Genomic DNA, 24514 nt, shown 5'->3' on the forward strand with positions numbered 1-24514 from the left:
CCTGCACCCGGACCAGCCAGGGGCTGGACCCGAGGTCGATGAACTGCGCGATGCGCAGTTCATCGAACAGGCCCGGTCAAGACCGGTAGCGACGTTGCCAACCGAGACAGGCGCGCGGCCTTCCAGCGGGCCGGTGGCAAGACCATGGGGAGGTTCGCTGGCATCGGTTCGAGGAGCTGCGCGATGCGCCGTTCATCGATGAGGCCGTGTCTTCAAAGCTTGGGGGCCGAGCCAAAAGGCGACGGGGACGTGTGTGCGAGGGATGGGGGCATGTGTCCGAAGAGACGACGTCGAGTCTCCGGAGACACGAGGTCGTGCCTTGGAGGAACGGGGACGTGTCTCTGGGGCGTGCCGTCGACCCTCCGGAGACACGAGGCCGTGCCTTGGAGGAACGGGGACGTGTCTCTGGGGCGTGCGGTCGAGCCTCCGGAGGTACGAGGCCGTGCCTTGGAGGAACGGGGGCGATGGAAGGGGCGACGGGCTCGTGGCGTCGAGAGATGGGCACGATGCAGGAGACCATCGGCTCATCGCCCGAACACCTACGGCCCCATCACGTGGAGGGACGGAGCCGTGCTGTTTGGAACGTGAGGCCACGACGTCACGCCACGACGTCATGCGACGAGGCGTTGGCCGCCGACCTATCAGCGCTGCGGCCTTTGGTAGGCAGGCTCATCCCTGGCCTTGACCGGCGGCGGCGTTCCCCCACCAAGACAGCCGCGCTGCGGCTTCTGCTGTCCCCCCGGCTTCTTCGTCGGCCTGTTTGAAAAACTGCGCACCGCGCAGTTTTTCAACCCTGGGTCCAGCGCCTCGCTGGTCCGGGGTCGAGGGGGCGGACAGCCCCCCGCGGGGTCCGGGGCGGCGCCCCGGCGCGACGCCCCCCGAGGGATATCACCAGCCGGCGCGGCGGATGGCTTTGTAGGACGAGGAGGCGGTGCGCAGACCGTAGACGCAGCCGGCGGAGCAGCCTTTGCATTCGTAGGCGTACATCGAGCCCCAGCCGTCGCCCTTCTCGAAGAGGATGATGTGACCGGCGCCGCCCGAGTTGTAGACCAGGGCGTCGGCGGGCTTCACGTTCGAGCGGGAGACGGTTGACCAGTTCGAGGAGTCCTTCACGAAGTGGATTGTGCCGTAGGGGTGCGAGTCCACGGCGATGTCGTCGTTTGACGAGGGGACCTTCCAGGCTTTGGCGACGAAGCCTGAGCAGTCGGCGCCGTAGGAGCCGCTGTGCGAGCAGCTTGGGCAGCTTCCGGAGCAGGAGCCCTTCGTCGACGAGGTCGGGCCGTCGGCCTTCCAGCGGCCGTGGCCCCACCAGTACGAGAAACCTTTCACGGACTTGCCGCGGTTGATGGCGCCTTGTTGCGCGGTGCTGAGGTCGCTCGTGCTGCCGCCGCCTGCGGAGATTGTCGTGTAGTACTTGCCGGAGCTCCAGCCGACGGTGCCGTCGTGCTTGATCTTGTAAAACCCGTTCTTCGGGTCGGCGGCTTCGACGGTGACCTTGGCGCCCGTGGGGACGACGTGCAGGACCGAGTAGGTTGTCCCGGGGCCGTTGCGGAGGTTCACGTCGGTTGTTGATTTGAGGGTCGTGCCGACGGCGATGGTGCCGGCCACGCCTTCGCTGGTCGAGCCGAGGTCTTCGTTGGCGCCGATGAGCTCTTCGGACGAGTCGTCTCCGGAGCATGCGGGGAGCATGCCCATTCCGAGGGCGATGGCGGCGGCTGCAATCGACAGCGACAGGCGGCGGGCGTGGGTCTTCATGGGGCTTTGGCTCCTGGACGTGGAAAACCGATAGTACAAGCCGCGTGCCAGACGCGTCCATCGCCATGCGCAGGGTTTCGACGCGCCCGACATCCACAAGCACGAGCGAAAACTGCGGCGTCGATGGAACGGGATGCGGGGGCGTGAGCCGACTTGGGGTCTCGTCGGGCGAATCGCGTGCTCTGGGGATGGATCGATCGTCCCCCACAGGGTGGATCTTTTCTTATCCAGGGCAGCGTTTGGCGCGGGCTTTTCCTTGCGTGTGCGGCTCTGGTAGAATGGGCGCATGCGCAAGAAGGTGGTGGCGCTCGTGGCCGTTCTCGGTGCGCTCGCCGCGGGCGTGGTGGTCGCGCGCGGGTGCTCCGGCGACGGGACGTCGAAGGAGACCGGGCCGGTCAAGCCGGGCCACGAAAAGATCGCGGCGGGGACCTCGCGCGACGACGCGCCGCGGCCTGCGGGCTCGGCCGTGGCCATCGTGGCGGAGACGTCGGCGCGGCCGGAAAAAGGGGCGGAAGTCGTGTTTTCGGCGACGTGGGGCGGGACGCGTTTGAACGAGCTCGGCCGGTCGCGCCCCGACGAGGCGAACCCCGAGGCGCCGATGAGCCTCGCCATGGACCCGAAAGGCAACATGTTCGTGCTCGATCAGGTCAATGGCCGGGTCGTGCGTATCGGGCCGGACGGCAAACCCGAGGCCGTGATCCCGTTGAAGGAGCAGGAGGCGGCGCAGGACATGGCCGTGACCGACGACGGCAAGGTCGCGGTGCTGGATCGATACAACAGCAAATCGATCGTCATGTACGACGACAAGGGCGGCGTGCTCGGCGAGATGCCGCTCGAAGGCGAGGGTCTCGACGAGCTCGGGTTCGTCACGGGGGTGTTCGTCGACGGAAAGGACGTGTATGTCGAAAAGGAACACGGCCCGCTCTTGCGGATCGGGACGACCGACGGGCAGCCGGCCGATCGCGTCGAGGTCCCGGGGCGCCCGACGCGCGACGGGCTGAGCTACATCAAAGCCGGGATCATCGAGCCCGAGGTGGGGCGGATGTACATCTCGTCGGTGGATCGAACGACGATGCAACATCGATTCACGCGCGAGTACCGGCAAGGGAGCGAGATCCGCGGGATCTTGCTCCTCGACACGGACAAGACCGGGACGATTTACCTGGCCACGTTGCTCGTGCAAAACGGCCAGGAGACGGTGATCCTCTCGTGCCACGAGCCGCTCAAGGGCATTCCGACGGGCACGGCCGTCCTGCCCGTGAATACGATGCCGGAGGAGACGTTCCGCGACATGGCGGTGCTCGACGAGGGCGGCGTCGTGTATTCGGTGCGGACCGAGCAGGGCGTGAGCTACCAGAAATACGATTGCCAATGAGCGGGCCTTATGCCCGTCCCGAGGCCCGCGTGGTCGTCGTCGACGTGCTGCGCCACGTGGATCTCGAACCGGGGCCCGGGAAGGGACCGTGGATCCGGGCGGGCCTGACCACGGCGGCCCTCGCGGGCGCGAGCACGGCGTTCACCGCCGCGAGCCACGGCGATCTCTGGTACGTGTTCGCCGCCCCGATTTTCATGGGGATCCGGGGGGTTCTCCAGGCCAGGGAGCAGAGCCCGCGCGGCCGCCGCGTGGCCATGCGGATCGAGCCCTGGGGATTCGTGCTCGATCCCGAGGGCACGGAGGACGTCCTGCCCTGGCCGCAGATCACGAACCTCCGGCACCGCACGGTCCTCCTGAGCGAGCAGAACACCGTGGACATGTTTTTCGTGGAGGTCGACGGCGAGACCCATCGCGCGGTTTGTCCGGTGTCGGCGCCGCTCGCGGTGTTGCCCGTGGCATTCCCCGGGTATGTCGCGGCGGCGAAGCGGCCCGTGGCGCTCGATCTCGACGGCGCGATGTCGATCGAAGGGACACGGGCGACCTTCGCGGAGCTCTTGACCCAGGCGCGGCGCACGCTGGAGTCGCCCGACGGCGCGACGCAGCTCGGGATGCCGGCGGCGGGGTATCGAGGGGTGGCGTCGCGGACGGCGGGGCACGAGACGGCGGCGATCCTGCGGGGCGCGCTGACGGGGCATCGGCGCGCCGTGGACGAGGGGCCACTCGCCGCAATGCTCGCGGCCATGCTGGGGACGCGGGAGCTCCTCCCGGAGGTGCTCACGTTGTGCATGAGCCCGAGTCCGCTCGTGGCGGCCGTGGGCAAGGCCGCGGCGCTCCGGCTCGGCGCGGCGCCGATGCAGCCGGGCGCGGTGGAGGAGGTGCTGCCGTTTCTGCCGGAGGACGAGGTGCGGGCGATCGAGCGATTCGCGCAGGGGGAAGACGGGGGCTAGCGCTCAGGCGCGCCGGCCGCTCGGGCTCCTGTAGGCGCGCAGCATTCGAAGGGAGAGCTCGACATGGACGTCGGCGAGCTCGTCGAGGGAGAGCGCCTCGGAAGGCTCGTACCAGTACGGGAGGCGCACGCCGATCGCGGAGAGCGCCGCGGCGGTCGCCGCCTCGTCGGGCACGGAAAACCGTCCCATCGCCACCCCGCGCACGAGGACCTCGCGGACGAGCGTCATCGATTGCGCGCGAAGGGCGAGCGCCGGGGCGGCGAGATCGGTCGGGAGGGCGTAGATCTCTTCGTTGACCACCACCGAGAGGTGCGGGTAGGTCGCGTGCAGGAGGGTGTGGGCCCGGACGAGGGCGCAGATCTGCTCGAGCGGATCGTCGCCCACGTCGCGGAGCGCCGCCTGCAAGGTGGCGGCGTGCGCCTCGTGGCCCACGCGGACGAGCTCCGCGAGTACGTGCTCCTTCGAGGGGAAGTGCGCGTACAGCGCGCTCGGCTGTAGCTCCAGCGGCTTCGCGATGTCGCGGACCGAGGTGCCGTGAAAGCCCTCGCTGGCGAAGAGCTGCAAGGCCACCTCCAGGATGCGCCGCCGTGTGCCCTCGGGCACGGAGGACGACGGGAGGGTGGCCGTCGCAGCACGCAGACGTGAAGCCCGGAGGGAGCTCATGGGCTCAAGTTTTTGAACGAACGTTCATTTGTGTCAACGGAATCATCCAGCCGTGACGTCGAGGGGGTCGGCGTCGTTCCACCTTCGCCCGGCTCGCGGTAGGGTCCCTCCATGCGTTTCCTTTTGTCGGCCGTGTGTTTCGGGCTCCTCGTGGCGTGCGGGGGCGAGGATCCCTCCTCGGGCGCCGGCGGCACGGCGGGATCGGGCGGGGCCGGCGGCGCGGGCGGGGCCGGCGGCGCGGGCGGGATCACGTACACGTTCGAGACGATCGGCACGCGGAGCGCGGCGATCGACACCACGACCTACGAGGCCACGCTCGTCGCCGCGCGTCGCTCCGACGGGGGGACGAGTTATCTGATGGTGATCCCCGCCGCGAAATCGCCGGCCTCGGTCGTCGTCGACATGGCGCCGTACACGGGGATCGATTGGACCGGCGAGGAGGTCGACACCCGCCACGCGACCGAACACCCCGGGCCGTTTGGCCTCTATCCGGACACGGACGCGCCGCTCGACCCGCCGTCGACCGAGGCGTGCGCGTACGGCTTCGTATCCGCCGAGACGCAGATCCAGGGCGAGGCCTATCACCTCCTGAATGGCCACGCCGTGATCGTCGCGTTCGGCCGATTTTATGCAGGCGGCTCCCTCGCGGACGACGCCGCCGACGCCGCCGCGCCGTTCCATTACATCGAGGCGCACGCGGCCGATTTCGATACCTCGCGCATCGGCGTGCACGGGAACTCCTGGGGCGGGTTCATGGCGCTCGCGGGCGTCGGCGGGCGCCCGGCGGGGCAGTCGATCCGCGCCGTGACCGCCGCGAATCCGCCGACCGATTTCGTCGACCTCTACGAGTACTGGATGAAGTCCCTCCCCGCCGTGTATCCGTACAAGGACGAGCTCGGCTTCCTCGAGGGATACAGGCGGCGCATCGAGGCGGCCACGGGCGGCCCACCGGCGAAGGACGAGGCGGCGTTTGCGGCATGGCGGCGCGACGCCCTCTGCGCGGGGCTCGACGGCGACGTGGTGATCCCCCAGGACGACTGGGACACGCTGGTGCCCGTCACGCAGACGGAGTCGTTCCTGGCCACGTGCAGCGAACAAGCGCGGGGGCTCTTCTGGCGCCGCCGCACGCCCGTGGAGTACGCGGCGATTCACCTGGCCCACGGTGCGCTGGAGCAAGAGCCCGGATTCCCGTCGTCGCGGACCCTCGGGTTTTTGCACCTGCACCGCGCGCTCGCGGACGAATCCGACACGGTGTTCGCCTACTACGAGGATGCCGCGCTCCGCGTCTTTTTCCAGACGGTCCACGATGCCCAGGTCGACGGCAAGGACATCACGTACGCCGCGCCCGCGCTCGCCGACCTGCTCGATCCACGCGTCGCCGCCTACGATCTCGGGACGACGCAGGCGACCCCCGGGCCCACGCTCGCGAGCGCCCTCGTGAGCGACATCTGGGGAACGCCGGTCACGCCGGCAGACCTGGCCCAGGGCTTCCCAGCGCCCTGAGGGGCATCGAGAAACGCGTATCCTCCCGGTCGCGGGGCCCCCGAGGCCCCCTTCTTCCGAAAGGAACCACGTGATGAACACGAAGACCTTGCTTCTCGCCTGCGCGGCGATCGCCGCCGGCTGCACCACGACCGAGGCCCCGCCGCCCGCAGGAAATGCCTTCAGCATCCGCGCCGGCGGCTCGAGCTGCGACCGCGGTTTCGAGGTGGCCACGAGCGAAGGCGGTGACATCGCCCTCGTCGGCACGTTCGAGGGGACGATCGATTTCGGCGGCGGCCCGCTCGTCTCGGCCGGCGGCACCGACATCGCATTCGCCACGTGGGACGCCGAGGGCAAACCCGGCAAGAGCGTGCGCTTCGGATCGGCCTCGCAGGAGGGCGCCCCGCGGATCGTCGCGGCCGGCGGGGGCGCGTGGGTGATCGCGGTGAACACGCAATCGGAGCTGGATTTCGGCGGCGGTCCGCTCACGCCCCCCGGCGCGGCCGGCGCCGCAATCGGGAAGCTCGACGCGGACGGCAAGCCCATCTTCAGCACCATGCTCGGCGCGACCGTGTCCGGGATGGCCGCCGGCGGGGACGACACGCTGGTCGTCACGGGCAGCTACAACGGCACGCTCGTCCTCGGCGGCGCGACGCTCACGAGCGCGGGCGCGACGGACGTGTTCGTCGCCAAGCTCGACGGGAGCGGGGCGCCGCTCTGGGCCCGATCCTTCGGCAGCGCGGGCCTCGAATCCGGCATGGATGTCGCCGTGGACGGGAGCGGAAATGTCCTCCTCGGCGGCGGCCTGCTCGCGCCGGTCGATTTCGGCGGCGGACCGACCACGATCACGGGCGGCGTGGACGCCGTGCTCGTGAAGCTCGACCCGGACGGCAACCACGTCTTCACGAAGACCTTCGGCGACGTCTCGGACCAGGTGATCCAGGCCGTGGCCGCCGACGCGGACGGCAGCATCCTCTTCGGCGGGCTCTTCGAGGGTCGGCTCGATTTCGGCAGCGGCGAGCTCGCCAGCCAGGGCCGTGATCTTTTCCTCGGAAAGCTCGATTCGAAGGGCACCGAATTGTGGACCCGGACGTTCCGGCTCACGCCGGCGGAGTGGGATGACGCGGCCCCGCGAATCACGGTCGATCCCAAGGGCGGGCTCGTCGTGACGGGGACGTTCACCGAGGCGGTGAACCTCGGCGGCGCGGCGCTCGAAGCCGCCGGACAGACCGACGTCTACTTCGCGCGTTACGACGCCACGGGCAAACACGTCCAGAGCCGCGCGATCGGGAGCTCCGGTTATGAGCTCGCGGGCGGCGTCGCCGTGGACCGGGTCGGGGCCGCGGCGGTCACGGGATCGTTTTACGGGACGATCGACGTCGGCCAGGGTCCGCTCGAGAGCGCGGGCGAGTGCGACATCTTCCTCGCGAGGTTCGCCGCGCCCTGAGGGCCCTCAGAACGAGACCTGAACCACCCCTGCCCCGCCGCCCGGCCCGGGCGTGATCGCGAACCGCACGTCCCCCGCCGGAGCCGGGGTCCACAGGGATCCCGCCACGAACAGCCCCACCCCCGCGAGGCTCATCCCCGCGATCGCCGTCGCGTTCGTCATGGAAGCGCCCCCCGGATCCAGATCGCCGGCCGTCCCGCTCGTCTCGAGCGACGTCGAGAGCCCCGCGATCGAGGCCATCGTCAAGCCGCCGAGGCCCACCACGAGCGCCCCGAGCGCGAGCCAGCGCCGATCCTCGAGCGTCATCGGCCGCGGGAGCGGCTCGGGGTGGAGCACGATGAGCTGCCGCGTGCGCTCGTCCGCGAGCGGAGGCACCTCGACGTCGACCAAGGTCCCCACCTCGCCCACCACGACCTCACGCCGGAACGGCCGCTTTCCCGGCGCCGCCGCTTCGAGCACGTGCGCCCCCGTCGTGACGACGATCCCCGCGTTCCAGAGGGTGCGCTCGATCTCGCGCTCATCCCAGGTGATGGAGAGATCGGGCTCTTTCAGGGCCTCGTCGGGGACGATCAGGTTCACCACCGCGACCCGCGGGCCGAGCGCGGCGAGCCGGGCGCGGGCGACCTCGGCCCGGTCCTCGGCGCGCCGCCGACGCGCCTGGGCGGCCACGTCCTGGTACAACATGAACGCCTCGCCGAGCCGCTCGGTGTGCTCGTAACACTCGGCCAGGCGGAACGCCGTCCCCATCGCCGGATCGAGCCGACGGCTCTCCTCCAGCATCGGGCAGGCCCGCGCGTGCCTGCCTTCGTCCATGAGCTCGAGGGCGCGGCGGAACAAGGCCTCCGCCCGCTGCTCGGCGAACGGCTCCCGTGTCCCCTCGGCGGCCGCGGGCGGCCCGAACGACGAGATCACCGCGACGACGGAGACGAGGAGGATCGAGCTCTTCTGGAGATGAGGTTTCATTTATTTGCGTGAACGACCAAAAGGATCCGCCGCTCGTTTCTGCGGCTCTTTCTTGCGGGGCCGCGCGTCGTCGCCCGAGGGCGCCTCCGCCTCGTCCGCACGTCGCGCGAGGCCCGTGATCACGGGCGGCGCGGGCACCTTCGTGGATTCGGCCGGGACGGCGGGCCCGGCGAGCACCTCGGCGAGGGGCGTGACGTTCGTCGGGGCCACCTTCGCCGCCTCGGCCGCGGCGCTCGCGGGGCGGGCGCGCGCGGCGAAGATCCGCTCCTCCCGCGACGCCCAGATGCCCGTCCCGCCGCCCACCACGGCCGCGACGAGCACCGCCGCGGCCACCACGCGCGACCCGTGCTCCCGCGCCCGCGCGGAGACCGACCACGTCCCGCCCCACGCAGCCCCCGTCGGCTCGGACGTCGAGAGCGGCAGCGTCGGCTCCTGCACGGAGCGGAGCGTCGGCGCGCTGTTCATCGCGGCCCGGCAGTCGCGTGACGTCGGCACGTCGTCCGGCGCCGGATCCATCGGGGGAACCGCGGGCAACACGCGCACGGCGGGCGTCGACGGCAGCGACGCGCGGCTCGGCTTGCGCAGGCTGCGTGGCGCCTCCTCCTCGGGCGCGAACGGCGCGAGCGCGGCGGCGAGCGTGAGCGCCGAGGGGAAACGATCGTCCGGTTTTTTCCGCAGGCAGCGGCGCACCACCGCGTCGAGGGCCGGGGGCACGTCGGGCCGACGCACCGAGAGCGGCCGTGGCTCGCGCTCCAGGATCCCCTCGTACACGTCGGACAGGCTCCGCGCCGCGAACGGCGCCTCCCCCGCGAGCAGCCTGTACAGGATGGCGCCGAGCGCCCACAGGTCCGTCCGCGCGTCGACGTCGCGGGTCGAGCGCATCTGCTCGGGCGACATGTAGAGCGGCGATCCGAGGATGTCGGTCGTCCGGGTCATCCCCGAGGGCGCGCGGGCGTCGCAGCGCTTCGAGATGCCGAAATCGAGCACCTTGACGCAGGGCGATCCGTCGGGTCTGTGGGTGAGGAAGAGGTTCGCGGGCTTCAGATCGCGGTGGATGATGCCGGCCGCGTGGGCCTCGACGAGCGCGGTGCAGGCGTGCAGCACGTAGAGCACGGCCTCGACCACGGGCAGGCACTCGCGCTTCTTGCCGAGCTGCTGCAGATCGCAGCCTTCGAGGTATTCGAGCAGGATGTACGGGATGCCCCGCGGCGTCCTTCCCGCGTCGAAGACACGCGCCACGTGCTCGCTGCGTAACTTCGCGGCCGCCCGCGCTTCCCGGAAGAAACGCGCGAGCGCTTGCCTGTTCCCGATCTCGGCGGGGTGCATCAGCTTCAAGGCGTAGAGCGCGTCGAGCTGCGTGTGCCTCGCCGCGACCACGATCCCCATGCCGCCGACGCCGAGGACGCGCTCGACCCGGTACTTTCCAAAGAGCACGTCTCCCACCGATACACGCGCGAACGACGGCTCGTTCATGCACACGTCCCCCCTCTCGTCCCTCGGGGGGTTTGCTCGGAGAGCCGAACCGCGCTCCCGTCCCCCCGGGGCTCTCCCCCTCTGTGCTCTCGTTCGATGCCCGACCCTCCCGGTTTGCCGCGCCGCGCAGAGGACCTCCGAAGCGAAAAATCTCCGGGAAGGTGGCCCGGACGGGGTTGGCCGCTCCGGGCACGCCCGCGTGTTTTTTCCTCGGCGGCCAAACCCGACTAAGCTCCGCCCGCGCCGTGCCGAACGTCCCTTCGACCGACCCCCTCGCGCCGCCGCTGCGCCGGCAAGCCGTGGTCCTCTGCGGAGGCCTCGCCACGCGCATGTACCCGCGCACGCGGGACGTGCCGAAGTTCCTCCTGCCGATCGCGGGCCGTCCGTTCGGCCACCACCTGCTCGCGCGGCTCGCCGAGGCGAGCTACGAGGAGGTCGTGCTCTGCATCGGCCACCTCGGCGACGCGATCCGCGAGGCCATCGGGGACGGCGCGGCCTTCGGGCTCCGCGTCGTGGTGGCCGACGAGGGCGAAACCCGGCTCGGCACGGCGGGCGCGCTCCGGCGCGCGCTCCCGTATCTCGGCGAAGCGTTCCTCCTGACGTACGGCGACTCGTACTTGCCCTTCGATTACGCCGCGCCGCTCGCCGATCTCGAAGCGCACCCCGAGGCGCGCGGCACGATGAGCGTCTACCGGAACGAGGACCGCTGGGACGACTCGAACTGCGAGATCGAGGCGAGCCGCGTGATCCGCTACCAGAAACGAAAGCCCGGCGAGCCCCGCGATGGGGTTGACGCTTGGGGCTCCGGGTCGCCTGACGGCGCCCTACGCCCCAAACCCCGGCTCGATCACATCGACTACGGCGCGATCGCGCTCCGGCGCGAGGTCGTCGCGGTGCTCCCCGAGGGCCCGGGCGACCTCGCCCCCGTGCTCACCGCGCTCGCCGCGGAGGGCGCGCTCCGGGCGCTCGTCGTGACGCAGAGGTTTTACGAGATCGGCTCCGAGGCCGGTTTTCACGAGCTCGAAGCGCATCTCGGCGCCCGGGCGGAGGTCTTTACGTGATCATTTCCCGCGCGCCCGTGCGTTTCTCGCTCGGCGGCGGAGGCACCGATCTCCCGGCGTATTCGACGCGCTTCGGGGGATACCTGGTCTCCGCGGCCATCGACAAATACATCTACGTCACGGCGAACAAGCGGTTCCACCGCGACATTCGCCTGGCGTATTCGAAGACCGAGATCGTCTCCAGCGTCGATCAGGTCGAGCACCCGATCTTCCGCGAGGCCTTGCGGATGACGGGCATCGACCATTCGATCGAACTCACGAGCGTGGCCGATCTCCCGGCGAACTCGGGCCTCGGCTCGTCGAGCGCCTTCACGGTCGCGCTCCTGAACGCGCTCCACACGTACAAGCGCGAGTTCGTCTCCTCGAAAAAGCTCGCCGAGGAAGCGTGCACGCTGGAGATCGAGCGGCTCGGCGAGCCCATCGGCAAGCAGGACCAGTACATCTCGGCCTTTGGCAACGTCACGGCCTTCCGCTTCGAGCCCGACGGCTCGGTGCACGTCGAGCCCGTGCCCGTCCGGGACGAGGTGCTCGACGAGCTCGAATCGAACCTCGTCATCATCTGGTCCGGCATCGAGCGGCCGGCGCGTATCGTCCTCAGCGAGCAGGGGCAGAGGCTCCGCGAGCTCGAGGCGCCCGTGGTCGAGTCGATGCACCGGATCAAGGAGATGGGCCACGAGACCTACCGGATCCTCACGAGCGGCGACATCGATCAATACGGCGAGCTGCTCCACGTGCACTGGTCCCACAAGCGCAAGCTCGCCTCGAAGATGACGGACTCGGTCATCGACGAGCATTACGAGGCGGCGCGGAAGGCCGGCGCGATCGGCGGCAAGCTCATGGGCGCGGGCGGCGGCGGCTTCTTCATGTTCTACGTCCGCCCCCAGGACCGACGCCGCATGCTCGAAGCGATGATCGCCCGGGGCCTGCGCCCGCTCCGGTTCCGCTTCGACATGGATGGCGCCCGGATCATGGCCAACATGCATCGATCCTGACCGAGCGGAAAATCGTAGCCGGACCGGAAACATCGCGCCGCCTGCCGATGTCGAAAAAACGCGGAACCTGGCGCCGAGGTCGGTGTCTTCTCGCCATTCCCCGAGCGCGACCCCGAGTTTCGCGCACGACGGAGGAGAAGGAGATTCCCATGGGCGGCGTCGACGTTGGCAGCGAGGGCGGCAAGAAGAAGGCGACCAATGCCGAAATCAACATGGTCCCGTTCATCGACCTCTTGATGTGCACGATCGCGTTCCTGCTCATCACGGCCGTCTGGGTGACGAACTCGCGCATCAATGCGGATGCGCAGGTCCCCGGGCCCGCGAGCCCGGATCCGATCACCGTCGTCGCGCCGGAGAAGGTGCTGAACGTGCACATCGGCGAGAGCGATTTCGCGCTCGTGTGGAAGCAGGGCGCGACCGTGGTGAGCGAGGTCCGCATCCCGAAGACCTCGCAGGAAGCCGGCGAGCTCGTGAAATACCCCGACCTCGCGAAGAAGCTCGAGGCGGAGTGGCAGGCGAACGCGAATCACCGTGATCCGAGCGACAAGAAGCTCGATCAGGCGATTTTGCACACGGACAACCGCACGCCGTTCCGGGAGGTCGTCGCGGTGCTCGACGCGCTGTACGCGACGAAGCGCACGGTGAAGCTGGAGGGCGGCGACAAGGAATTGCCCGTCTTCAACATGACGTTCGCCGCGCGCTGATGCAGGGATGGATGCCGAGCCGGGCCACGCGCACGTGGCCCGCCCGAGGCGTGTTCACTTGAATTTCGCGGCGATGATGTCCGTATCGGACACGCCATCCCCTTTCGGGGCCAGGATGCCGTTGGCCGAATCCTGGGAAAACCCGATCTGCTTGATCCAGCTCCCAGCCACGACGACCTCCTTGTCGATCATTCGTACGTAAAACGGGCTCGCCGTACCCTGCTGGCCCCCTCCGTCGAACGTACGAAGCCAATCCGCCCTCTCGCCTGCGATGTCGAGCCGGGCGAGGAACGGGTTGTACCCCGCCCGCTGGACGAGGCCGCCGTCCGGCTTCGAGGGGTCGATGTCGATCGATTCGGAGAAGACACCTGCCAGATAGAGCTTGCCGTCCCCGACCGTGAGGCCCGTGGCGAGCGGCCCACCGGACTGGCTGTCCCCCGCGTACACCTGCTTCCACGCCATGACCCCGTTGTCCTCGAAGGCCAGCACGAACGCTGCCTTCTGGAGGGAGCCGAGCTCCGGCGCGATCTCCGTCTTCCCCAGGACGTCGCCGGCCACGAACATGTGGCCGGTCTTGTCGAAGGCCAGGGCCCTCGGGCGCACCTTCGCGAGATCGTTCCCGGGCTTCGGTCCGAGCGGCGCTAGCGTCGAGAGGACCGTCCCATTCCCGTCGAGCTCGAACAGGAACATGTCCGTCGCGGTCGCGGTCAGCATGGCCCCCGAAGGCTGCCGCAGCGTTCCGGAGAAATGTCCGGTAATGTGGATGTTATTGTCCGTGTCCACCGCCATGGCCGTCGGCTCGATCTCGCTCCCTTCGAACTGAGCGTACCACTTGCAATTGCCGCTCGCGTCGTAGTTGACGACGAACATGCCGTCCTTCAAGACCGTTTTCGTACCCTTGCAATCCACATCGGGCTTCACGCTCATGGCAGCCTTCGCGCTCACCTTGCCGAGGACGACGATCCCCCCGCTCGTGTCGAGCGCCGCTGCGACGCCCTTGTCTTCGCCGTCGCCCCCAAACTGGATGGAGAACGCCAGTTGCGGGGAACCGGCCGCAAAGCTCATCTTGTTGATGAATACATCGGGATCCAAACCGCCAGCGAGCGCGCCGTAGTATCCCGTGACGAGGATCTCGGTTCCCCCCGAGACCGCGAGTCCAAGCGCGGATCGCGGCGGGTACCCGATGTTGCCCATGATCGGGAAGGCTGCGAGACTTTTCCCGTCCTTGTTCAGGACCGCGACGAAGGCGCTGCTCCCCGTGCCCCCAGGATCCGGCAGCGTGGTCCCCCCGAGGTCGAACGCATTCGCGGTGTAATGCCCTGCAAGCACGATGTTCGTGTCATTCGTGGCGAGCGCGTTCACCTGTTGCTGATCCAAGGCTCCCCACCGAGCCGCCCACCCGAGCGACGAGCACGAAATGGCGCCGCAGGACTCCGTGCCTTCCGTGTCGCAGATCTCGACACCACACGGCGGAGCGCCGCCCGTGCCGCCCACGCCCCCCTCCCCTCCGATTCCGCCGCCCCCTCCGATCCCGTCGTTCCCGCCGGCCGAGCCGCTGCTGCTCGTGCTCCCCGACGCGCCCGTGCCGCCTGGACCGCCATATCCTTCGTAATCGTACACCAGCGCACAGCTGCTCAACGCAACGAGACCCGTGACCGAAAGAAGGATCGTAAGGTTACGCATCGAGACCTCCCAAGCGGGGGAAAGACACCACGCAGGTAACGCACGCGCTATCGAACGAGCGCGTCAAAGGATCTACGATATCGATGCGAACCGGTCGAGCCGATCCCCATTCCCGCTGCTCGATTCCGGAAGGGGGACCAATGCTTTTCGTTGGGCGAGGGGCCACGAGGGGCCGGCGCGCGCGGGCGCGCCTCGCCTCAGAATCGCCCGGAGATGCTGGCGCCGCCGCCCCCGGGGACGAAGAACGGCACGATCGCCGTGCTTTGCGCCTCGTCCTTCGCCTTGCCCGAAGGCGCCGTGATCACGAGCGCGAGCCCCAAGCCCACGCCCACGGCGCCGACGCCCCACGCGATCCCGTTCGCCACGAAGAGGGGGCCGCTGCCGTTGATCAGATCCATCGCACTCTGGGTGCAGGTCTGCTTCTTGTCGCCCGTCTCCTCGCACGCCGCCTGGATCGTCGCGTCCCGTGACGCGAGCACCCCGCCTGTCACGCCTGCCGCAAGGAGGCCCGCCACGCCCACTCCGCCGATAACGAACCCCGCCGTGCGACGGAAGCTCGACGAAGAAGGAGGCGGGGGCGGGGGCGGAACGATCTCCGTCGCCGACGCCGACGCCGACGCCGTCGGCACCACGGCCGGAGGCGGCGCGCCTGCCGCCGACGGCGCTGCCGGCGTCGCCACGAACTCCGTGCGCTCCTTTTCGGCCAGCGTGAGCTCGTGCTTGCGATCCGGCCGGCCCTCCGCGCGGACCACGATCACGTGCTCCCCGGGCTCCACGTGGAGCGGCGCCGAGAGCGACGACGGCGCGAACTCCGTACCGTCGACGACGACGGCCGACACCGGCTGCCCGATCGGCACGACGATGCGCAGCCGCGGCACGCGCGGCGCGAGCGCGCCGATGCGCTCCTTCGCCACCTTGGCGCGCGGATCCTGGGTTTCGATCAGCGCGAGCCCGCGCTCCCAGTGCTCGAGCGCCGCGGCGATCTTGCCCTCGCCCTCGTCACACTGCGCCACGTTGAAGAGCGTGTTCGCGACCGCGAACAGGCCCATGCTCTCGCGCATCTTCGCGCAGCCGTTCGCCTTGTCGCCGGCCTCGATCGCTTTGCGCCCCTCGACGAAGAGCTTTTGCGCGCGCGCCTTGTCGTCCTTCTCGTCCGCGTGCGCGACGCCGCCGATCACGAGCGCCGCGAGGAGCGGCGCGGCGACGAGGGTCGTGGTTTGCAAGAGGCTCCGCACGGGTGTGGTCATGATTCCCATTCGCCAAAGAGCCCGCGCTCGACGCTCGGCCCCAACACGACTCTGCCCTGCCTGCGCCGCCGACACCGCCGGGAAGCACCCACCCCGGTGATCGCGACGGCGGCATCGTACTTTCCGGGTTCGTAAGATGCAACCTTCAAGCGGCACGAGGCCGCGTGGGCGGGATCGCACCTGATGCGAGGGCGTGGTTTGCGTCAGGGTTTGGGGGTGATCTTCGCGGCGATGATGTTCTCGTCGTCGATACCGTTCCCCTTGGCAGACAGGACTTTGCTTGCGTCTTCGGTGAAGCTGAAATGGGTGATCCAGTTCCCGACCAGCACGACTTCGTCCTGGAGCGCTGTCACGTAGAAGGACTTCGTGAGCTGCGATTGCCCCTTCCCATCGTAGACGTCGAACCACGAAAGCGCGCCGGGGAAGGTGCTGAACCTCGCGAGGAACGGGTTCACCCCGGCACCGGACGGAAGGTCGGCCCGGGCTGAACGTGCGCCAGGAGGACGTCGAATTACGGCGTGATCACTTGAATTTCGCGGCGACGATGTCCGTGTCGGTCACGCCATCCCCTTTCGGGGACAGGATGCCGTTCGCCGAATCCTGGGAAACCCCGAGCTGCTTGATCCAGCTCCCCGCCACGACGACCTCGTTGCCCAGCATTCGTACGTAAAACGGGCTCACCGAATCCGGCTGGCCCCCTCCGTCGAACGCATGAAGCCAATCTGCCCTCGCGCCTGCGATGTCGAGCTGGGCGAGGAACGGGTTGTACCCCGCTCGCTGCACGAAGCCGGCCGGCCCCATGGGGTCGATGTCCATCGATTCGGAGAAGACGCCTGCCAAATACAGCTTGCCGTCCGCGGCCGCGAGGCCCGTGGCCATCGGCCTATTGGACGGGCTGTCGCTGGCGTACACCTGCTTCCACGCCAGGAGCCCGTTGTCCTCGAAGGCCAGCACGAACGCTGCCTTCTGGAGGGAGCCGAGCTCCGGCGCGATCTCCGTCTTCCCCAGGACGTCGCCGGCCACGAACATGCGACCGGTCTTTTCGAAGGCCAGGGCCCTCGGGCGCACCTTCGCGAGATCGTTCCCGGGCTCCGGTCCGAGCGGCGCCAGCGTCGAGAGGACCGTCCCATTCCCGTTGAGCTCGAACAGGAACATGTCCGTCGCGGTCGCGGTGAGCACGGTCCCCGAAGGCTGCCGCAACGTTCCGGAGAAATGTCCGGTGATGTGGATGTTGTTGGACGGGTCCACCGCCATGGCCGTCGGCTCGATTTCGCTCCCTTCGAATTGAGCATACCACTTGCAATTGCCGCTCGCGTCGTAGTTGACGACGAACATGCCGTCCTTCAAGACCGTTTTCGTACCCTTGCAATCCACATCGGGCTTCACGCTCATGGCAGCCTTCGCGCTCACCTTGCCGAGGACGACGATCCCCCCGCTCGTGTCGAGCGCCGCTGCGACGCCCTTGTCTTCGCCGTCGCCCCCAAACTGGATGGAGAACGTCAGTTGCGGGGAACCGGCCGCAAAGCTCATCTTGTTGATGAATACGTCGGAATCCAAGCTGCCAGCGAGCGTGTTGTAGTATCCCGTGACGAGGATCTCGGTTCCCCCCGAGACCCCGAGTCCAAGCGCGGATCGCGGCGGGTACCCGATGCTGCCCATGATCGGGAAGGCTGCGAGACTTGTCCCGTCCTTGTTCAGGACCGCGACGAAGGCGCTGCTCCCCGTGCCCCCAGGATCCGGCAGCGTGGTCCCCCCGAGGTCGAACGCATTCGCGGTGTAATGCCCTGCAAGCACGATGTTCGTGTCATTCGTGGCGAGCGCGTTCACCTGTTGCTGGTCGAGGGCTCCCCACCGCTCCGCCCACGCGAGCGACGAGCACGAAATGGCGCCGCAGGACTCCGTGCCTTCCGTGTCGCAAATCTCGACGCCGCACGAAGGAGGGGGGCTGCCCGCACCACCCACGCCCCCCGCGCCGACCGAGCCCCCCGGCCCTCCGCCGCCCCCCTGCCCGCCCGCCCCGCCTTGACCGCCCGTGGCCTGCAGCTCTCCGAGGCAGCCCCCGAGCAGCCAACCCCCCAATGCCAGGCCAAACGCCACACGAGTCGCATCCACGCGCATCTGCCACCTCCTCGACGGAGAGGCAGGCTACCATGAATGGATCACGCGCGACGCGACGGACAGGAGGTCGGTCAAGGCTGAACGTGCGCCAGGAGGACGTCGAGCTCCAGCGGCATCACGCTCGTATCCTCGAACCGCAGATGCGTCGACCAGCCCCCGGCGAGGTACACGCGCGCGCCGTTCGAGGCGAGCGGGAGCCAGCGCTGCGTGGGCGCCTCTTGGGTCCCGATCAAGTCGAACGTCTGGAGCTTCGCTTGCGCGTCGAACTTCGCGAGGAACGCGCTCATCAGGTTCTGTTCGTCCATCTCCACCCCCTCTCGATGAGGATCAAAATCCAGGGTTGGGAAAAAGGTTCCTGTCATGATCACTTCGCCTGCCGAGGTCGCCGCCAAGCCAACCCCCTCCGCGAAGGCCCCTGGCATGACGACGCTCCGGGGCTTGGCGCCGGCGGAATCGAGCACGAGGAGGAAAGGCGATTCTTGGTCGGCGATGCGGACCTTGTCCCCGAAATCGAGCGAGCCCCGGACCGATCCCGTCACGAAGAGGTCGCTGCCCGAGACGGCCAGGGCCGTGGGCGTCGCGTTGCTCATCAGGGCGTGATAGGTATTGACCCACGCGACCTTCCCGTCGACGCCCACCTTCATGACGAACATGGCCGTGCCTTCGGTGATCTCGGGGACGACCTTTCCGAGCCCCTCGAACTTCCCGGAATACGTGCCCGCGACGTAGATGTCATTGTTCGAGCTCGCCACGAGGGCCGTCGGCGTGTGCAATCCCCCCGTCGGACGAACGACCCACTGACATGCGCCGCTGGAATCGTACTGGAACAGCGCCATGTGGTGCTGTTTGGGCTGAATGAGCTGGGAGCTCCCGCACGGCAACACCACCTCGGACGGGTTGTCCCCCGGCGACGGCGCGATGGATGCGAGGGCATAGGCCCATTGGGGTGAGGCCGCCACGGCCACGACCTCGTCGACCCCTCCGCCGCCAAACGTGGCCGTCCATGAAATCGATTTCAGGTCCGGGGTGACCGAACGAAGGAACGCATTGTGGTTCTCTTCGACCATCATGAACGGGTCGTCCTCCCGGTAGCGTCCTCCGACGATCACGGTGTTCGCCGCGCCAAACGCGACCGCGTGGGCGATACGGGGCGTGTAACCGATCGCCGGCGAGCCCCCGAGCGCGGAGCCGATCGCCAGCCCCCTCGTGGCCATGAAGCTGGGTGCGGGCCCGAACGCCGCCACGAAGGCGTCGCCTTTCCCCAGTTCACCGGGAATCGTCGTATCCCCGAGGGTCATGTTGCCCGTATATTGTCCGGCGACGAAGATCTGCTCGCCCCCCGCGGCCGAGCCGACCCCAATCGCCCGCGTGTCCTGGTTGTTGGCGAGCGGGATCCGGCGGCTCGAAAAGGTCGGACAGGTGACCTCGCTGCACGTCGTCTCCGCCTCGCCTGTGTGACACCACTCGACCAGGCACGGTGCGACGCCGCCCTCGCCGCCGCTCCCCCCCGCCCCGCCAGCGCCGCCCCGACCCCCCCCGCCGGTGTCCCCGATGGCATCCTCGTACTCGCCGGCGTCGTACACGAGGATGCAGCCGGCGAGCATCGCGAGGCCACAACCCGCCAGGACCGAGAGAACCTTTTGCATCGGAACCTCCATCTTGCCCCCCCGTCCGAATGCCGTCGGCCCTCTGACACGGCCGCCTGCGCGCACGTGGCTTGCGTCAGGGTTTGGGGGAGATCTTCGCGGCGATGATGTCATCGTCGCTCATGCCATCGCCCTTGGCGATCAGCGGCTTGCCCCCATCCGCGGCGAAGCTGAAATCGGTGATCCAGTTCCCGGCCAGCACGACATCGTTCGCGAGCATCGTCACGAAGAACGACTTCGTGAACGCCGTCTGCCCCTCCCCGTCATAGGCGTCGAACCACGAAAGCTCGCCGCTGAAGGTGTCGATCCTCGCGAGGAACGGGTTCACCCCGGCACGTTCGAACGTCCCCAACGCCGACGTCGGTTCGATATCGATGACGTCCATGAACGTGCCGCCGACATAAAGTGCGCCGTCCGCCGCCAGCGTGAGGCTCGTGCCGGCGGCGGATTCCAGTTTCGGCACCTTCCCTGCGGGAAACACGTGCATCCAGGAGTTCTCCACCCCGACGGGCATGACGAACGCCGCCATTTGATCATCGCCGAAGAGATCGGGCGCGATCAAGGTTTTTCCTTCGAGCTGCCCGGCGATGTACACCGTCCCGTTGGCGCTGATGGTCGCCGCCAGGGCCCGCACGGCCCCCTCCGTATGCGCCGAGATCTGCATCGACGACTCGACGACGCCGGAGAGCGGCACGAGCCCGACGACGAACGAATCCGTCGCGTTCGGCTGCGTCGTGAACACGGTTCCGTTCGGAAGCGTCAGCGCGCCCTTGAAATGACCCACGACGCGGAGCTGATTCTCCGCGTTGTAGACCAAGGCCGTCGGCTGGACATCGCCATCCGCCTGGACGAACCATTTGCAGGCGCCCGCCGAATCATAGTTCACCACGAACATGCCGTTCTTGAGCGCATGCTCCGCCATGTTGCAGGTGACAATTTTGCTGCCCGACGCGGTGATCGTGCCTGCCACATAAAACGCACCTGATGCGGTGGCGGCCACGGCGACGGCCTTGTCCAGACCATCCCCCCCGAACTGGAACGTGCCTTTGTCGGTGAGGGTGTTGTTATCCATGTTGGGCGTGAACTTCCGGATGAACACGTCGAGATCCGAGCCCCCGCCTTCCGTCGAAGCGCGCGACCCTGCGACCACGATGTCCTTCCCGGCGAACGCGACGGCATACGCGGTTCGTGGTTGATACCCGACGCCGAGGGCGACCGGCGCCGCCCACGTCGCGCCCCCATTGCCATCGAGCAGCGTGACGAAGGCCTCGGTCCCGAAGTTGGGGGAGTCGAGCGGCAACGTCTTCGGCGATTTTTCGCCAATCGCGAAGCTCTGCCCGTTGTACTCCCCGGCCAGCGCGACCTGCTCCCCGTCGCTGGCGACCGCGAACACGCGTTGCTGATCGACCGTCCCCCACCGCGCCGACCACACGACCGGCGGGCACGCCGGATTGAGGGAACAGGTCGTCGATGAGTCCCCCTCACAAATCGCCGGATGGCAGGTGCCCGCGCCGCCCGCGCCGCCCGCGCCGCCCGACCCGGTCATGGCCCCCGCCCCGCTGCTGCTGGCCGGCGCGCCGCCCCCGTCCTCGCCCCAGCCTATGTATTCGTCGTAATCACCACTGCTATAAGAAAGAAGACATCCACCAAGCGCCACGAGGCTCACAGGGGCCGCAAGAAAAAAACCATTTCGCATCAGAACCTCCCGGACAGCCCCATTCCTCCCCCGCCCGGAAGCACGATCGGCACGGGCACGAACGACGCCTTCCCTGCCTCCCCACCCTTCGCCGAAGGCGCCGTCAAGACGAGCACGAGCCCCACGCCCACCCCGGCGAGCCCCACGCCCCACGCGATCGCGTTCGGCACGAGCAGCGCGTCGTACGTACGGACGTCCGACTCCTTGATCTCACACCGCTCGGGCGGCGTCGCGTCCCGCTTTTCGCGGCAGGCATCGAAGCTCGACACCTTCGCCATGATGATGCCGCCCGTCACCCCCGCCGCGACGAGCCCCGCCACACCCACGCCGCCCACGAGGAACCCCGCCGTGCGCCGAAAACTCGTGGGAGGTGGCGGCGGCCCGCCCCCCGTCGCCGACGCCGTCGCCGTCGCCGTCGGCACCACGGTCGCGGACGGCGCGCCCGCCGGTGCCGGCGCGGCCGGCGTCGCCACGAACTCTGTGCGCTCCTTCTCGGCCAGCGTGAGTTCGTGCTTGCGATCCGGCCGCCCCTGCGCGCGCACCACGATCACGTGGCTCCCGGGCTCCACGTAGAGCGGCGCCGAGAGCGTCGACGGCGCGAGTTCCGTCCCGTCGAGGACGACGGCCGACACGGGTTGCCCCGGCGGCACCACGATGCGCAGCCGCGGCACGCGCGGCGAGAGCGTGTTGATGCGCTCCTTCGCCACCTTGGCGCGCGCATCCTTGGCGTCGATCAGCGCGAGCCCGCGCTCCCAGTGCTCCAGCGCCGCGGCGATCTTGCCCTCGCCCTCGTCACACTGCGCCACGTTGAAGAGCGTGTTCGCGACCGCGAACAGGCCCATGCTCTCGCGCATCTTCGCGCAGCCCGTGGCCTTGTCGCCGGCCTCGATCGCCTTGCGCCCCTCGACGAAGAGCTGCTGCGCGCGCGCCTTGTCGTCCTTCTCGTCTGCGTACGCGGCGCCGCCGACCACGAGCCCAAGCCCGAGCGGCGCGACGACGAGACACGCGCCCCGGAGGCGCCGCACCGAGGAGATCATTTCCCCCACTCGCCGAAATCCGCCCCGCTCTTCACGCTCGGCCCCTTCTTGACGGCGCTCGCCGTCACCGACGGGACGGGCGGCGGAGCGCCCGCGTCCTCGATCGCCACGCGCGCCGGCTCGATCGGCGCGATCGGCGCCACCGACGGCGTCGCGCTCGGCGCTGGGGCCCCCACGCGCGCGCTGCCCGCGCTCGACGACGCCACCGGCCCAGGCTCCGGCGTCTCCCCGGACGAACCCCCGAACACGAAAAATGCGACCACGCCGCCGAGCACCAGCGTGCCGAGCGAGAGCGCGATCATGGCCAAGCGTGAGGGGCGCGCGGGCGCGGCCATCGGCGCCGTGGGATCCCGCTTCAGCGTGACCATCTGGCTGTCGACCGCGCCGGGGCTCGTCGTGCCGAGCGACGCGACGGGCACGAGGTTCTGCGGCTCGCCGTGCTTGTCGAGCCACGCGATCGCCTTGCGCACGCCGGCTTGCATGCCGCGCGCATCCTGAAAACGCGCGTTCATGTCGAAGGCGAGCGACTTGTCGACGACCTCCGCCACCTCCGCGGGCAAACCCGGCAAAACCGTGCGGATCGGCGCGGGCGCCTGCGTCATCGCCTTCAGCAGGAGCTGGTTCAGCGTGGGCGCGTCGTGCACGAGGCGGCCCGTCATCAACGTGAAGAGCGACGCGCCCACGGCCCACAGATCCGAGCGCGCGTCGACGCGGTTCCACTCGCCGAGGGCCTGCTCCGGCGGCATGAACGCGGGCGTGCCCATGGCGTTGCCCGTCTTCGTCATCTTCGCGTTGGACTGCATCTCGCGCATCCGCGCGAGCCCGAAGTCGAGCACCTTCAGCGCGCCGTCCTTCGTCAAAAACAGGTTCTCGGGCTTCAGGTCGCGGTGCACGATCCCCTTGTCGTGCGCAGCGGCGAGCGTATCGAGGAGCTGATCGGCGAGGCGCAGCGCCTCGGTGATCCCGAGGCGCCCCGTGGGCCTCTGCTCGGCGAGCGCGTCCACGGTCTTGCCTTCGAGCAGCTCCATCACGACGAAGACCGAGCCGTCTTCGGCCACGTCGTCGTCGAGCACGCTCACGGCGCCCGGATGGCCCACGTTGTTCGCGACGTAGCCTTCCCGGAGGAAGCGCGCGCGCGCCTCGGGATCCACCGAGAGCTCGAGGTGGAGCATCTTGATGGCGCCGCGCTTGCCGTTGCGGTGGGTGCCCTCGTAGACCGCGGCCATGCCGCCGATCCCGAGCACGCGATCGATGCGCCACTTGGCTCGCAGCACCGTGCCGACGCGCGCCTGCACACGACGCGTTACCGCGTCGTCGAGCGGCTCGGTGTCCGCGTCGTGCATCACCGGCAAGGTCTGCATGCCTCAACATCCCTTACAATGTTTTCCCCGTCCTGTACAAGCGGTGCGACGGGCCGTTCGCACCAGAGGTCTCCTGACACACGCCTTCCGCCCCGCCCGACGATAGCGTGCGTCCACGCGGGGCGGATTACATCCCCCGGACGTTTACGACGAAGACGGGGGCATGATACCGTGGAACGCCTCGCCCGTCCGCTTGCGAGCTTGAAAACCATGCCGATCCACGTCGTCCAGCAAGGCGAGTGTTTTTCGAAGATCGCCGCGCGGTATGGCTTCGGTGATTATCGGGTCCTCTACGATCACCCCGACAACGCCGAGCTGAAGAAGAAGCGCGTGAACCCGAACGTGCTCGAGCCCGGCGATCGCATCGTGATCCCCGACAAGGGCCTCAAGGTCGAGGAGGGCCTCGCGACGGGCAAGCTCCATCGATTCCGCCTGCGCCGGCCGAAGAAGGAGCTGCGCCTCAAGCTCGAAGGCCACGACGGCAAGCCGCTCGCGGGCGAGGCGTACGTGCTCGACGTCGGCGGCGAAAAACACGAGGGCAAGACCGATGGCGACGGCTTGCTCGAACAAAAGGTCCCCGTCTCCGAGACCACGGGAACGCTCACGATCGCGGGGCGCGTGATCCACCTCCGGCTCGGGCACCTGAACCCGCTCGACGCGGCGGACGGAGGCCTCTCCGGGGCGCAGGGGCGGCTTTCGAACCTCGGATACAATCCCGGCCCGGCGGACGGCGTCCTCGGCAAACGCACGCGCATGGCGCTCGCGCTCTTCCAGCACGACGAGAAGCTCGACGTCACGGGCAAGCTCGACGACACGACGAAAAAGAAGCTCGAAGAAAAACACGGCTCCTGACGGAGGCCAAAG

Annotated in this window: 20 protein-coding genes; 8 read left to right on the forward strand and 12 right to left on the reverse strand. The window is 68.8% G+C overall.

The features are described from left to right. Window positions 1–888: 888 nt before the first annotated feature. Window positions 889–1755, reverse strand: a complete 867-nt coding sequence (locus QHF89_RS35005; protein WP_284721313.1) for an SH3 domain-containing protein — start codon at window positions 1753–1755, stop codon at window positions 889–891. A gap of 286 nt (window positions 1756–2041) precedes the next feature. Here QHF89_RS35005 and QHF89_RS35010 point away from each other — a divergent pair, with 286 nt between their 5' ends. Continuing rightward, window positions 2042–3130 carry an NHL repeat-containing protein gene (locus tag QHF89_RS35010; protein ID WP_284721314.1) on the forward strand — a complete coding sequence of 363 codons (1089 nt, stop codon included), beginning with the start codon at window positions 2042–2044 and terminating at the stop codon, window positions 3128–3130. Next, on the forward strand, window positions 3127–4077 hold the full coding sequence (locus QHF89_RS35015; RefSeq protein ID WP_136971664.1) for a hypothetical protein: 951 nt from the start codon (window positions 3127–3129) through the stop codon (window positions 4075–4077). Before QHF89_RS35010 ends, QHF89_RS35015 begins: the two co-directional genes overlap by 4 nt. Window positions 4078–4080: 3 nt before the next feature. Here QHF89_RS35015 and QHF89_RS35020 read toward each other — a convergent pair whose 3' ends face one another. Next, complete coding sequence (locus tag QHF89_RS35020) at window positions 4081–4740, reverse strand: TetR/AcrR family transcriptional regulator (protein ID WP_136971665.1); 660 nt, start codon at window positions 4738–4740, stop codon at window positions 4081–4083. Between the two features lie 111 nt (window positions 4741–4851). On the opposite strand from QHF89_RS35020, the gene QHF89_RS35025 reads away from it, so the two are divergent. Both QHF89_RS35025 and QHF89_RS35030 read left to right on the forward strand, forming a co-directional pair. Beyond that, the gene (locus QHF89_RS35025; protein WP_136971666.1) at window positions 4852–6243 is read left to right on the forward strand and encodes an alpha/beta hydrolase family protein; all 1392 of its coding nucleotides are present in this window, start codon (window positions 4852–4854) and stop codon (window positions 6241–6243) included. A gap of 73 nt (window positions 6244–6316) precedes the next feature. Further along, a complete protein-coding gene (locus tag QHF89_RS35030; RefSeq protein WP_136971667.1) occupies window positions 6317–7669 on the forward strand; it encodes a hypothetical protein in 1353 nt (450 codons plus the stop codon). A 6-nt stretch (window positions 7670–7675) separates the two neighbouring features. Here the strand turns inward: QHF89_RS35030 and QHF89_RS35035 are convergent, their stop codons facing one another. Together QHF89_RS35035 and QHF89_RS35040 are read right to left on the reverse strand one after the other, a co-directional pair. After that, a complete protein-coding gene (locus QHF89_RS35035) occupies window positions 7676–8632 on the reverse strand; it encodes a bacterial transcriptional activator domain-containing protein (RefSeq protein ID WP_136971668.1) in 957 nt (318 codons plus the stop codon). Beyond that, a complete protein-coding gene (locus QHF89_RS35040) occupies window positions 8633–10105 on the reverse strand; it encodes a serine/threonine-protein kinase (protein ID WP_136971669.1) in 1473 nt (490 codons plus the stop codon). A 245-nt stretch (window positions 10106–10350) separates the two neighbouring features. Between QHF89_RS35040 and QHF89_RS35045 the strand changes: the two genes are divergently transcribed. From QHF89_RS35045 to QHF89_RS35055, 3 genes are all read left to right on the forward strand, one after another. Next, window positions 10351–11166 (forward strand): sugar phosphate nucleotidyltransferase, encoded by an 816-nt coding sequence (locus QHF89_RS35045; RefSeq protein WP_284721315.1) that lies wholly within the window; start codon window positions 10351–10353, stop codon window positions 11164–11166. Then, the gene (locus QHF89_RS35050) at window positions 11163–12158 is read left to right on the forward strand and encodes a GHMP family kinase ATP-binding protein (RefSeq protein WP_136971670.1); all 996 of its coding nucleotides are present in this window, start codon (window positions 11163–11165) and stop codon (window positions 12156–12158) included. Before QHF89_RS35045 ends, QHF89_RS35050 begins: the two co-directional genes overlap by 4 nt. 149 nt (window positions 12159–12307) lie before the next feature. Next, complete coding sequence (locus tag QHF89_RS35055) at window positions 12308–12862, forward strand: ExbD/TolR family protein (protein ID WP_136933445.1); 555 nt, start codon at window positions 12308–12310, stop codon at window positions 12860–12862. A 54-nt stretch (window positions 12863–12916) separates the two neighbouring features. Here QHF89_RS35055 and QHF89_RS35060 read toward each other — a convergent pair whose 3' ends face one another. The 8 genes from QHF89_RS35060 to QHF89_RS35095 all read right to left on the reverse strand — a co-directional run bounded on the left by QHF89_RS35060 (window position 12917) and on the right by QHF89_RS35095 (window position 23650). Beyond that, a complete protein-coding gene (locus QHF89_RS35060) occupies window positions 12917–14545 on the reverse strand; it encodes a hypothetical protein (protein WP_284721316.1) in 1629 nt (542 codons plus the stop codon). 197 nt (window positions 14546–14742) lie between these two features. Next, entirely contained in the window at window positions 14743–15792 is a 1050-nt protein-coding gene (locus QHF89_RS35065; RefSeq protein ID WP_136971672.1) for a hypothetical protein, read from the reverse strand. Between the two features lie 203 nt (window positions 15793–15995). Next, window positions 15996–16247 carry a hypothetical protein gene (locus QHF89_RS35070; RefSeq protein WP_136971673.1) on the reverse strand — a complete coding sequence of 84 codons (252 nt, stop codon included), beginning with the start codon at window positions 16245–16247 and terminating at the stop codon, window positions 15996–15998. Window positions 16248–16314: 67 nt separating this feature from the next. After that, window positions 16315–17904, reverse strand: coding sequence for a hypothetical protein (locus tag QHF89_RS35075; RefSeq protein ID WP_284721317.1), 1590 nt, complete (start codon window positions 17902–17904; stop codon window positions 16315–16317). Window positions 17905–17981: 77 nt separating this feature from the next. Further along, complete coding sequence (locus tag QHF89_RS35080) at window positions 17982–19556, reverse strand: hypothetical protein (protein ID WP_284721318.1); 1575 nt, start codon at window positions 19554–19556, stop codon at window positions 17982–17984. Window positions 19557–19632: 76 nt separating this feature from the next. Beyond that, window positions 19633–21252, reverse strand: a complete 1620-nt coding sequence (locus QHF89_RS35085; protein WP_136971675.1) for a hypothetical protein — start codon at window positions 21250–21252, stop codon at window positions 19633–19635. Then, entirely contained in the window at window positions 21252–22289 is a 1038-nt protein-coding gene (locus tag QHF89_RS35090; RefSeq protein ID WP_284721319.1) for a hypothetical protein, read from the reverse strand. Before QHF89_RS35090 ends, QHF89_RS35085 begins: the two co-directional genes overlap by 1 nt. Beyond that, a complete protein-coding gene (locus tag QHF89_RS35095) occupies window positions 22286–23650 on the reverse strand; it encodes a serine/threonine-protein kinase (RefSeq protein WP_136971676.1) in 1365 nt (454 codons plus the stop codon). The genes QHF89_RS35090 and QHF89_RS35095 overlap by 4 nt, the downstream gene beginning before the upstream one ends. Window positions 23651–23860: 210 nt before the next feature. Here QHF89_RS35095 and QHF89_RS35100 point away from each other — a divergent pair, with 210 nt between their 5' ends. Next, complete coding sequence (locus QHF89_RS35100) at window positions 23861–24502, forward strand: peptidoglycan-binding protein (RefSeq protein ID WP_284721320.1); 642 nt, start codon at window positions 23861–23863, stop codon at window positions 24500–24502. Window positions 24503–24514: the final 12 nt, after the last annotated feature.

It is taken from the genome of Polyangium sorediatum (genome assembly GCF_029946465.1).
GTDB lineage: Bacteria > Myxococcota_A > Polyangia > Polyangiales > Polyangiaceae > Polyangium > Polyangium fumosum.